The organism is Gilliamella sp. B3127 (assembly GCF_026536935.1).
GTDB lineage: Bacteria > Pseudomonadota > Gammaproteobacteria > Enterobacterales > Orbaceae > Gilliamella > Gilliamella apicola_E.
In genome coordinates, this window is the sequence record NZ_JAFNNI010000009.1 from 44,742 (window position 1) to 57,185 (window position 12,444).

The following is a 12,444-nucleotide window of genomic DNA, read 5'->3' on the forward strand; positions in this document are numbered from 1 at the left end:
TAAGTTTAAATGATAAGTTTTGTTTACATTTAATTTGTGTTCAGTTTAAATAACTGATGAATTTTTTTATTGAGATATATTCATGAAATTAGAACAAATTGCACTGTTAGCTGGCGTTTCAAGAACGACAGCCAGCTATGTAATAAATGGTAAAGCTAAACACTACCGAGTTAGTGATAAAACCATTGCTAAAGTGATGGCAGTAGTGAAAGAATATAATTACCAACCCAATGCTGTAGCAGCAGGTCTAAGAGCGGGGAAAACACGTACTATTGGTATCATCATTCCAGACTTTGAAAATATAAGTTATACCCGAATTGCAAGTTACTTAGAGCAGTTGTTAAGAAAAGAAGGCTATCAATTATTGCTTTCTTGTTCTGAAGATAATCCGGAAATTGAAAAAGAGTGTGTAAAACATTTAAAACAACGCCGTGTAGATGCTTTAGTCATTTCTTCATCGTTTGTTAATGATTCTGATTATGCGTTTTACAACGGTTGGCAAAATAGTGATACTCCTTTGTTTGCATTAGACAGAACACTCTCAACATCTGAATTTAGGAATGTTGTTGGATCTGATAAAGAAGATTCTAAAATGCTAGCTCAAGCTTTTAATCAATTTGTTGATGGAACAGTCGCTTATATTGGTGCATTACCTAATTTGTCTGTTAGCCAGCTACGAATGGAGGGTTTTAAGGAAGTTGCTCTAAATCATAGCAATAAAGTTGATTTTTTGTGTGCAAATAATTATAGTCGTCGCGATGCAGAGGTTACTTTTAGTCAATGGTTGGCAAATAATGATTTACCAAACGGCATTTTTTCCACTTCTTTTTCTTTATTACAAGGCACCATTGATGCAATTCTGAAAAAGTTTGGTCGTTTACCGGATAATCTAACAATTGCCACCTTTGGTGATAATGAGTTACTCGATTTTTTACCGTGTAAATTGATTGCGTTATCTCAAGACCATAAATCACTATCAGAAGTAACCATTGAATTATTATTAAATAGTTTGCATAAAAAGAACTATCAACCAGGAACAACAATCATACCGCGACGTTTAATTTATCGAGGTAGCCTGAGTCGAGAAAAATTGCTAAAAAGTCAAATTAAATCGTCATAGAGCTAAAAAGATTTACTCAAAAAGCTGATCTAGATCACATTTTAGGAATTAATAGATATAATTTATTTGATAATTAGGACGTTTATATTCATTATCGCTGAAACGATTCAATCATGATTCAATAACGATTATGGGATTGCTGAGTTGTTTTTAGTACATCCAATATTATAACCCAGAGGTATTTATTATATGTTTCATTTAGTTAAAGAAGATATCCATTTAAATGAACAAGCAGCCAACAAAAGTGAGGCAATTAAGAAGATTGCAGCCGCATTAACTAGCGCTGGTTATGTTGAAGAAGGCTACGTTGATGGTATGCTTGAACGTGAAAGTCAAGCTGCAACTTATTTAGGTATTGGTATTGCTATACCTCATGGCACGCCTAAAACTCGCCACTTAGTTAAAAAGACAGGGGTTCAAGTTTTTTGTTTTCCTCAAGGCGTTGAGTGGGGTGATGATGGCGAAAAAGCTTATCTAGCTATTGGTATTGCTGCGAGTTCTGATGAGCATTTAGAATTACTTCGTCAATTAACTCATGTCCTTGGTGCTGATGGGGTTGAAGAGCGAATCAAAAAAATCCAAACTGCCGATGAAGCTTTAGCTATTTTAACTGGCAAAGAAAGTGTAGAAGATAGTCAATTTGTAATTGATGAATCCTCATTATTATTGGATATACAAGCTGATAGCTTAACTACATTACAAGCTTTAAATGCTTCACGTTTAAAACAACACGATGCGGTTAATGTCAGCTTTATTACGAACGTACTTGATAATAAACCAAGTTATTTAGGTAATGGAGTATGGTTAAGTGACAGCCGCGAAGGCAATTTAAAAAATGCGATTGCTATTAGCCGTACGGTGAATGATCTTAATCAAGATGGCAAACCTGTTAAGCTTCTTATTACTATTTCAGCTGTTGATGATTCAGTTACAGCTATCGTGAATAACATTGCATCATTAGCTTATAACCAAAAATTAGCATTATTAATTTCTGCAAAAAGTGATGATTTTAATAATCTACTCCTATCAGGGGATCATTCTGTATCATCTGAAACATCAGAAAATGTAACACCTAATGATTCATCAAACAGTGGTACTAATGGTGAAGAATTAAGCCGAGTATTTGTTATTCCAAATGAAAATGGCTTACACACTCGTCCATCATCAGTTCTTGTCAAATTAGTTAAAGAGTTCAATAGCAAAGTGACGGTAGCTAATCTAGATGGTAAAAACGAGCCAGTTAGTGCAACTAGTTTAATGAAAATTGTTGCGCTAGGTGCGAAAAAAGGTAGCCGTTTACAATTTACTGCTGTTGGTAATGATGCAGAACAAGTATTAGATGCAATCGGTAAAGCAATTGAAAGTGGTTTAGGAGAGGGTGCTTAATCATGACTTATCGTGTTGCAACGATCACTTTAAATCCTGCTTATGATCTATTAGGTTTTTGTCCAAAAGTTGAGCTTGGTGATGTTAACTTAGTTCAAACTAACGCTTTGCTTGCTGCGGGTAAAGGTATCAATGTTGCCAAAGTATTATCTGATCTTGGTATTAAATTAACCGTGGGTGGTTTTTTAGGTAAAGAGAATCGTGATGGTTTTAATTTACTTTTTAAATCTCTGAATGTTGATGATAAATTCCAGACCGTTGATGGTCGTACCCGAATTAACGTTAAACTCACTGAAGAAAATAGTGAAGTCACTGACCTAAATTTTTCAGGTTTCACGATTAACGATCAAGATTGGCAAACTTTCGTTTCCAATTCTTTAGAATGGTTGAAAGAGATAGATATGGTTGCCATTAGTGGTAGTTTACCTGCTGGAGTATCACTGGAAAAATTCACAGAATGGATGAAACAAGTTAAAACAATTTGTCCTAAAGTGGTATTTGATAGTAGCCGTGATGCTTTAGTAGCAGGGCTTAAGGCCAACCCTTGGTTAATTAAACCAAATGATAAAGAACTGGAAATGTGGGTAGGCAGAAAACTATCTACATTATCAGAAATTAAAACAGCAGCCATGGAACTTATCGATGGTGGGGTAGAAAACGTAGTAATTTCACTTGGCAGCAAAGGTGCTTTGTGGGTAACTAAACATGAAGCATGGTTAGCCAAACCACCTAAATGTAAAGTGGTTAGCACTGTTGGTGCTGGTGATTCAATGGTCGGTGGGTTAATGTATGGTTTATTAAATAATAAATCAATCAAAGACACCCTAGTATTTGCATCAAGTGTTGCCGCTTTATCTGTTGAACAAGCTGGTGTTGGTGTGTCAGACCGTCAAGCGGTTACCAACATGTCGGAAAAAATTGAAATAATCGCTGGATAGGAGTATTCATGAATATATACATTGTTGAAGGTAGCAATTCAGGCCCAGTTAATGGGCGATTAGCTAAAGCGGAATTAGCGTTAGCTGCTAATTCTTTAAATTTTAAAATTGTTGATAATGCAACATCAGCCGATACTATCATTTCGGTTGGTAGCGGTAATATTAGTGACAAATCAGTTATTGGCAAAAAAGTTTATGTTGTTAATGATATAAATGATGTTTTTGCTGATCCTAAAAAAATCTTAAATGATGCACAAAGTAAAGCAACTGTTTATGAACAATCGACTGGTGATACTAGCACTTCTGTGGCAAACAGTGGACAAAAACGTATTGTTGCGGTAACTGCTTGCCCAACAGGTGTTGCTCATACATTTATGGCAGCTGAAGCGATTGAAGAAGAAGCGAAAAAACGTGGTTGGTGGTGTAAAGTAGAAACTCGTGGTTCTGTTGGTGTTGGAAATGAATTAACACCAGAAGAGATTGCTTCTGCTGATGTAGTTATAGCTGCATGTGATATTGATGTTGATTTAAGCAAATTTGCTGGTAAAAAACTTTATCGTACCAAAACTGGTCCAGCTCTTAAAAAGACCGCTCAGGAATTAGATAAAGCATTTGAAGAAGCAACAATTTATCAACCGTCTGGTTCTACTTCTGTTGCAACATCAAGCAATGAAAAGAAAGGCTTTTATCAACATCTACTAACAGGTGTGTCTTACATGTTGCCAATGGTGGTTGCAGGTGGTTTGATCATTGCGCTTTCTTTTGCTTTTGGTCAGTTCCAAGAGGTATTAAAAACAGTTACTGTACTTGAAAATGGCGTAGAAGTTGTTAAACAAACTCTTGTAAATGAGCTTGTTGGTGAACCTCATTTAGCTCAAATTGGTGGTTTAGCCTTCTCGTTAATGGTTCCATTGCTTGCTGGTTATATTGCTTACTCAATTGCTGATAGACCAGGGCTTGCTCCTGGCCTAGTTGGTGGTTTACTTGCAGTTTCAACTGGTGCAGGATTCTTAGGTGGTATTATCATTGGTTATTTTGCAGGTTATGTCGCATTAGCTATTACAAAATACTTACCATTACCAAAAAGTATGGAAGCATTGAAACCAATATTAATTGTGCCTTTACTTGCAACTTTAATTACTGGTCTTGTTATGCAATTTGTTGTTGGTACGCCAATCGCATGGTTAATGAAAATTATTACTGTATGGCTAAATACCATGAATGGTGCTAATGCTGTTATGTTAGGTGCATTATTAGGCGGTATGATGTGTACTGATATGGGTGGACCAATTAATAAAGTTGCTTATGCTTTTGGTACTGGTATGATTTCTTCACAAGTTTATGCGCCTATGGCTGCAGTTATGGCGGGGGGAATGGTTCCTCCATTAGCGATGGGATTAGCTACTTTAATCGCTCGCAAAAAATTTGCTAAAGCAGAACAAGAAAGTGGTAAAGCGTCTTTAGTTTTAGGCTTATGCTTTATCTCTGAAGGGGCAATTCCTTTTGCAGCGCGTGATCCGTTACGTGTTATCCCTTGTTGTATTGTTGGTGGTGCAATCACTGGTGGTATGGCATTGGCATTTGGTTCAACGTTAATGACGCCACATGGTGGGTTATTTGCATTAGCAATCCCTGGCGTAGTTAAACCTGTTGGTGGATATATATTATCAATCGTTGCAGGCTCTGTAATTGCAGGTGTTGCTTACGCATTTATTAAGAAACCTGAATCACAAACAGCAGCTATCGCATAATAATTATGCAACTAAAAACGCCATCAGTTGATGGCGTTTTTTTTATATTAAATTATTTTTTTACCCAGCGTTGTAAGTCTTTTGGTATAAAGCTGTCCATTTTTTCTAACATTGAATCAGCAGTATCTGAGATAATTAATGTTTGATAAAAACTTTCTCGAATAAAACCCTCTTGTACTGCGTGCTTTAAAAAGTTTAGTAAAGGTTGCCAAAATTGGCTATTAAATAGTGCGACGGGTTTTTCATGATAACCAATTTGCATCCCTGTCCAAACTTCAAAAAGCTCTTCTAGCGTGCCCGTTCCCCCTGGCATTGCAATAAATCCATCAGCAAGCTCTGTTAGTCTTGCTTTACGTTGATGCATATTTTCAACAACTTCTAATCGAGTAATACCAAGGTGTGCAGTTTCGGCTTTGACTAATTTTTCTGGAATGATGCCAATAACCTCACCACCATGATCTAAAACGGAATTAGCAATTATGCCCATTAATCCTTTATTGCCTCCGCCAAAGATTAATCGTCTATTCTGATTGGCAATAATCTTGCCTAATTCCATAGCCGCTGTACGATACTCTGGACGATTCCCTTCACTAGCACCACAAAAAACACAGATATTTTTTTTCATAAATTTTACTCTACTTGTTAATCTGTACTATTTTAGCATAGTATTCACGCTATTTGCTTACAAGCTGAGCAGTTAAACTTAATTAGTGTTTTATAGATTGACATAATCGTCATAGATAGTTAATATTCTGTCCGTCAAGTGTTCCTCCATAGTTCAGTCGGTAGAACGGCGGACTGTTAATCCGTATGTCACTGGTTCAAGTCCAGTTGGAGGAGCCAACTTTTCACTTTATCTCATATCTATACATCTCTATTTGTTTATAAATCAATAATGTCAAAATCAAATTGATGTAACACATCAGAAACAATTTGGTTAGGATTGGCTGAATAAGAATCTACTCGTTTGGGTTGATCTTTAGAGGATTTTATATTTTCTGTATGAAGGCTTTAGTTTTCCATTATAGGATGATTAAGTAATTATTTATATTTTTTAATTTATTGTTTACTTATCACCGTTCATAATTATGAGGGTGATAGGCAAAATAAAAAGCAGTTTAAAATACTATCATTACTTCATTTCATCAATTTCATTATCCACAAATTTTCGTTCGATAAGCTCACCGTCTTTATAGGTTTCTGTGTACAAAAGTTTGCCTTTTTTAGCAGAAGATAGATCAACAGATCCTTCTGGCATCTCTTGGTAATCTAATTTATAAAACTTCCAAATTCCAATCGGTAACCCTTTTTGGTAATTTGCTTCAAGGTAAGTATAAAGGTAAGTATAATAACCATTTGGCTTCTTCTCAACCCACAAACCTTCACGGGTATGATTTTCGACTAATCCTTGTTCTTCTTCATTTTGGAAAAATCCGTTTTGGTCGTAATATCGAATAAATTTGCCTTCAGGCGAAATTTGGAATTTTTCATAACGGATAAAATGCGTATCCTCTTCATCTTCTTCAAAATATTTAATATGAATAATATTGTTCTTATCTATAAAAAATAATTTTCTATAACCATTAATTACCCATGATAAAGAATAATAAACATTTAATTTATCGATAGTGTTAGTACTATCTGTTGTGATTAAATCCATTCTAGAATAATTATAAGGCTCGTATTCACTATTATAAACTGGCTTGTCTTCAAGTGTTGTATGAGAAGATGTTAATAGAAATAGATTTAGATTTTTATCATTAATATTTATTTTGCTTACTGGTGAAAGATAATTATCTTTTTTAATATTTTTATCAAAAAAATGTGATAGTTTATCATAGTAAAAATTACTCATTTCAGATTCATAAAATCTGTCTTTAAGAGTTGTTAATTGAGGGTTTAAATATAATTCTGGATATAAATAATCATTTGAATATTTACTCAAATAAAAAAATACTGAATCATAATTACGTTGTATCCTACTGTTATTCCTTTCCACTTTTTCTTGCCAAAATTGGGTTGTCCATTTTTTAGGAAAATGTGTTGATATCAGTTCTTCTTTACCAAAAGAAAGCTCGTTCGTATAGGGCAACTCACTATAAATATTTACTGAATAAGTATTATTCGGTATGGTGAAAAGCTCTTTTAACTCAGTCTCATATAAATCATCAAAATTGTAAATTTTCTTTGAAACAACTTTTCCATTCTTATATTGAGTTACGATTTTATAGTCTTTGCCTAATTCATCAGGATGATAATAGGTGGTTTCGATTAAATCGCCTTTTTCATCGTATGTTTTCCATAATCCTACAGGTATTGTGGTAGCATTATACATATCCATAAACCCTTCATATTGCTTAACGCCATTTTCAAAGTAAATAGTAGTGAGTTTGGGTAATTCTAAAGAGTCAGTAACTATTGTTTCTATAAGATTTATTTGTCCATTAGGATAATAAATAACATATAATACATCTCCTTTTTTAACTTCATCTCTTACATAACGGATGAATTTTAGTTTTCCATTTGGGTAAAATCCTTGAGAAGAAATGCCGTCTCGTTGATATGATGACATATAATACACAGATTCTAATTGACCGCCTTTAGTATAGTAAGTTTCTATATAATCCGCTGCTTTATTGCCATTGATATAATATTCATACCGTAGAAAACCCTCAGGAGTATTGGATTCTTTAATTCGTACTGAATTTGAAGGGGTAGCTTCGGAAATATTTTTTGCTTCAATGCGTTGAATACATGCCAAAATGCCAACAAAAAAAATAGATACTATTAGTAATTTTTTCATTTTATTCTTAAAAATGTTTATTAATGTTGATTACTAACCCTTGAGCAAGTTGCTCTGCTATTAAATCCATATTGTCGTAAAAACTTTTTGCATCTTTAGGGGGGGTAATATAACCAAGCTCGATTAAAACTTTATCTTTCGTTTGATTTTTTCCCCAAAGAACTCCTACATTATTTCTAGCATCAGGGTGTTTCTTTCCTATATTGACAACAGTATAACAATTAAAAATATCATTAGCTAATTCTAGCCCTTTTTTATCTCCTTCATTACAGATAACATGGGCGCCGGAAGTAAAATTGGTTAAGCCATCCACATGAATTGAAATAAAATAATCCGCTTTGTTATTAGTAGCTATATCACAGTGAAAATAGATAGCTTCTTTATTATTGGCAACTTTAACAACGTTTTTACTATTTCCTTGATATAGGTAATGGAGCCGTCTACCGTGCATTCCATTTCTGTTTTTTCTTATCCATTGACTAAAAAGGAAATGGATTATTTGAATACAGGTTTTGGGTAGTATCGGTATTTTCAATTTCTCTGAGTCTAAGCACTAATTTACCTTTTCGGGGAGTATCGTAACATTTGGCAACACAGATAAATTGTGTCACCCAAAGAGGCTTGATTTAATTTTAAATAGGTATATTCATTAGGTATATTCGGAGCATTTACTTTTTTTGAAAAATAGGCATCCGCTACATTAATCTGAAAATCAGATTGATGTAACAAATCATAGACAATTTGATTGGGGTTGGCTGAATAGGAATCGGTTTGAGGTTGTAATACTTTGTTGTCGGGTTGATTGGGTTATGATTGTTTATTGTCTGGCTAGGTTGCTCCTTTTTCCATTTTGGGTTGTAGACTTATTATTTTTTATATATCTAACTTTTAATATTATTTATTTTTGACGTTGAAACATTTAGGATCATCAATTGAATTTATGATTAAATTAATTTCATTTCCTTTCTTTCTTGACATACTATATTTACAGATTTGAATAGTATTTCCTGATTGGATTTGTTCCATGGATATTAATTCTAATAAGTTGTTTTTATCCTTTTCAAAGATGAATTTATCAACCGTTAAATGTCTGGTTTCTTGTAAAATTTCTAAGGTATATTCTTTTTTACTTACTTTTGTCAAAGTAAATGTTAAATCATTTCTACCACCATAGTTACTAATTAATAATTTATAGTTTTCTTTAAATTTTATATTTCCTTGTTCTATTTGAATTATAAAATGATCATAAGGTTGATCCGATACTAAATTTTTATGGAGTTCCCCTGCATTATCAAATTGAATATGAAAAATATTATTTTTAATAATATCAGCTTCGCTCTCATCTTGAATCTTTTGTTTACTATAAACATTTTTAACTTGTCCTTGACAAGAAAAAGTTAATATCATTATTAGAATAAAAAAGATTCCTTTATTTTTTATTAATACACTCATTATATTTTATTATACCTTTTAATATTTCTGTAAACTTCTTTCTTCTTCTAAACCATTGGGGACTTTTAAATTTCATTAATTGCTCATGATACCAATAAAATTTGTATGATTAATAGATAAATTAAATCAAAAATAATTATATTATACTAAGCGTGTTTAACATCGTCCTATTTTTCAAATTCACCGATTAAAATTCTTCCCCCTCGATCTTCAGGATCTGGTTTATCATGGAATGATGCACGTAAAATGATAAATTTATCTTTATAAAATCCGATAGGTCTAGAAGTAGCAAACATGCCTTTTAACTCATACTTATTCCAAGTTTGTCCATAGTCATATGAATATCGAATTGACGGGTTAATAGATGATAAAAGTTTATAGTCGCATACAAAATTTTTATATCGGTAAAAGTTCACATTTTTTGAATCAAGTGTATATAACTCTTTTTCCTCTTCATTATAAAAAGTTGCAGACGTTTTTAACAGGTTAGCTTTACCCAAAATAAAAGTGTCATCTTGATATAGTAAGACATCATAGTTATTTTTGAAACTTTTGATGATTTGCTTGTTTTGGGTTTTAGGGTCATAACTAATGATCTGATTTTTTTGTAAAGTTAGAATGTTACCCTGTGCGGTTAAATAAAATGGCTGATTGTTTAAATCGTCTGGCAAGGGGTATTCTTCTTCTCGATTCAATAAATTAATCAGTTTTAAATTGCCTCGATTGGAATATATGACATATTTACCATTAAACTTTTTATAATTGATGTCATCGTCATATAAATATTCATCTATTTTAAGGAATTTTAAATTATTATTATCTAAAAGATATAGGGAAATTTTTTCACTGTTATCGGGTAATCTATTTTGAGCTTTTACTAAAGAATAATCATTGCCGGTCTTAATCGATATCATCTCTTGTTCGGGAAGCGATAACTCTTGATAACTTTTGCCCCGATCTTTCGATACATGTATTACTGCTTGATACCCTCTTTGGCTTGAATCAAAGGCATTAAGATCTTTATTTCCAATCAAAATAATGGTGTTTTCATTGGGGGCTATAAAATCTTCAAAACGAAAAGCAGACATCGGATCTAAGACAGTTGCTTGGTCGGTTAATTGGTATAATTGATTAAAATCGTATTTGGCTATCCATTTCATATTTCCTTGTTTATTGGGGTTACAGCTGAATAAAAAAAGGCTTAATAGAGTAGTGATAATCAATTTATTATTTAGGGATATCATCATAAAAAACACTCTAGTTACATATCCTTTGTTATCGGACTGGTGTTATTAAATTTCAAAAAAACTACCGCCATTAATAAGGATTAGTTTTGAATGATTATTCTTTTTAATTTACTCATTTATATCGGCTTGCTTACCACCGTTTATATTAATAAAGGTGATAAGTAAAATAACCAGTATATTTAATATACTATTGTTACTTCAATTCATCAATTTCTTTATCCACAAATTTGCGTTATAATTTTCATCAGGAAGTTAGTTGATTTTTTCAATAATCAATTTTTTATATTTATAATCAGTGCTATAAAAACCTTTTTCGTTCCATATAGTATTAGTTACTTTTATGTATAGGATATTGTCATTCCAAACCAAATCCCAAATAATCCATTTTTCTGTTTCGAAACGAAAATTATGCTTTATATGATTATTTTTAATCTTGTATAAGTCTATAATGGACTTTGATGCTTCATAATCATAATCTATGTAAAAGTTAGTAAAATACGTTTTTGCCTTATTTATATAGGGTATTCCTTGTAAAGTAATTGTATTATTTTTGTTATCCTGAATTTTAACCTCACTATCTTCATAATATGAAACTTTAATAATATCCTTATTCAAGGGTTTCCAATAACCATAATAGTCATAAATTTTCATGGATTCGTTATCGTTCAAATTATTTATATAGGTTTTATTGTTCACTTTTAGGTATGTTTCTGTTTTTATAAATCTTTTATCATTTTTTTCAATCATTGGGTCATAAATTTTTTTCATATGACTGAATTCTTGTGCGCTGCTTTTTTCTTCTATAAAGTTTATTGAAAACTTTTTTAGATTATTAGTTTCACTATTTGTTAATTCTATTTTCAATGGTTCGTGACAAACTCTGTTATTAGATAATGAATAAATACCTTGAATGTTACTATTTACACATCCTATAACTAAAAAGCTTAATATTGTTAAAATATATTTCATTGGTTTAGTCTTCTTTTTCAATTATCGGTTATACTTTCCAAATAAATTTTTCACCTCATTATTCTTTTGTTTTAATATTTATTCAATAGGTTTTACATCATTAATAGCCAGTAAATTATATCTAGCTCCGTTTGAATAAACCTTTAATAAAAACGCGGTATTTAGTGTTCGTATATTTGTTTTACTACAATATTTTGTAATTATTTCATGGTTAGTAACAGTTAAGTAAAGATTTGTATTATCTTGTTTAAAGTTAAATGCAGTGGGTTCTGTATTAGTCTTTTTATATTGATAATAAAGGATAAATTCGATTTTTTTAGATAAAAAACCATCCATTTTTTCTTCATCATATATATAGTTTCCTTTCCCACAATAATCAGATAATGTTGCTTCAAATTGCACATTCTCCACTTGTATAGAATCTATATTGTTAGGTATGGCATATATATTTGATAATGAGATTTTTTCACCATCTATTAAGGTAAGGGAATGACTAAGAATGAAGTTTTCATCTTTTGATTCTATATTTCTTTGAACTGGATTAGTGTTAGATACATTTCCTCCACTGCAATTAACGATAAAGGGAATGAGTAAACAGCGTGCTATTTTTTTCATTTTATTTTAGATTTCTTCATGTATTTAGTTATATTTTTCGGATTAAAAGGTAAATCTCTTTACTTGTTCCCATGAGGTTTTTTTATTTTTCAAACTCACCGATTAAAATTCGTCCCCCTCGATCTTCAGGATCTGGTTTATCATGGAATGATGCATGAAAAAT

The 12,444-nt window shown here is 32.0% G+C and carries 11 protein-coding genes and 1 tRNA gene; 5 read left to right on the forward strand and 7 right to left on the reverse strand.

Translation table 11 applies throughout. The features are described from left to right. Positions 1-82: 82 nt before the first annotated feature. From cra to fruA, 4 genes are all read left to right on the forward strand, one after another. Positions 83-1,120: a catabolite repressor/activator gene (gene cra, locus J3U00_RS11155; RefSeq protein WP_267332426.1), complete on the forward strand. Its 1,038-nt coding sequence runs from the start codon at positions 83-85 to the stop codon at positions 1,118-1,120. 189 nt (positions 1,121-1,309) lie between these two features. Continuing rightward, a complete protein-coding gene (gene fruB / locus J3U00_RS11160) occupies positions 1,310-2,506 on the forward strand; it encodes a fused PTS fructose transporter subunit IIA/HPr protein (protein ID WP_267332427.1) in 1,197 nt (398 codons plus the stop codon). 2 nt (positions 2,507-2,508) lie between these two features. Beyond that, positions 2,509-3,444, forward strand: coding sequence for a 1-phosphofructokinase (fruK, locus tag J3U00_RS11165; RefSeq protein ID WP_267332428.1), 936 nt, complete (start codon positions 2,509-2,511; stop codon positions 3,442-3,444). Between the two features lie 8 nt (positions 3,445-3,452). Next, positions 3,453-5,195, forward strand: coding sequence for a PTS fructose transporter subunit IIBC (fruA, locus tag J3U00_RS11170; protein WP_267332429.1), 1,743 nt, complete (start codon positions 3,453-3,455; stop codon positions 5,193-5,195). Positions 5,196-5,247: 52 nt separating this feature from the next. On the opposite strand, the gene J3U00_RS11175 is transcribed toward fruA, so the two are convergent. Continuing rightward, a complete protein-coding gene (locus J3U00_RS11175; protein ID WP_267332430.1) occupies positions 5,248-5,820 on the reverse strand; it encodes a TIGR00730 family Rossman fold protein in 573 nt (190 codons plus the stop codon). A 142-nt stretch (positions 5,821-5,962) separates the two neighbouring features. Here J3U00_RS11175 and J3U00_RS11180 point away from each other — a divergent pair. Next, positions 5,963-6,038, forward strand: a tRNA-Asn gene (locus tag J3U00_RS11180). Between the two features lie 289 nt (positions 6,039-6,327). Here J3U00_RS11180 and J3U00_RS11185 read toward each other — a convergent pair. From J3U00_RS11185 to J3U00_RS11210, 6 genes are all read right to left on the reverse strand, one after another. Continuing rightward, the gene (locus J3U00_RS11185; protein ID WP_267332431.1) at positions 6,328-7,998 is read right to left on the reverse strand and encodes a toxin-antitoxin system YwqK family antitoxin; all 1,671 of its coding nucleotides are present in this window, start codon (positions 7,996-7,998) and stop codon (positions 6,328-6,330) included. Positions 7,999-8,005: 7 nt separating this feature from the next. Further along, positions 8,006-8,533 (reverse strand): N-acetylmuramoyl-L-alanine amidase, encoded by a 528-nt coding sequence (locus J3U00_RS11190; RefSeq protein ID WP_267332432.1) that lies wholly within the window; start codon positions 8,531-8,533, stop codon positions 8,006-8,008. A gap of 359 nt (positions 8,534-8,892) precedes the next feature. Further along, positions 8,893-9,450, reverse strand: coding sequence for a hypothetical protein (locus J3U00_RS11195; RefSeq protein WP_267332433.1), 558 nt, complete (start codon positions 9,448-9,450; stop codon positions 8,893-8,895). A gap of 167 nt (positions 9,451-9,617) precedes the next feature. Continuing rightward, the gene (locus J3U00_RS11200) at positions 9,618-10,610 is read right to left on the reverse strand and encodes a hypothetical protein (RefSeq protein WP_267332434.1); all 993 of its coding nucleotides are present in this window, start codon (positions 10,608-10,610) and stop codon (positions 9,618-9,620) included. Between the two features lie 339 nt (positions 10,611-10,949). Continuing rightward, a complete protein-coding gene (locus tag J3U00_RS11205) occupies positions 10,950-11,666 on the reverse strand; it encodes a hypothetical protein (protein WP_267332435.1) in 717 nt (238 codons plus the stop codon). 78 nt (positions 11,667-11,744) lie between these two features. Next, entirely contained in the window at positions 11,745-12,281 is a 537-nt protein-coding gene (locus J3U00_RS11210) for a hypothetical protein (RefSeq protein WP_065563694.1), read from the reverse strand. Positions 12,282-12,444 lie beyond the last annotated feature (163 nt).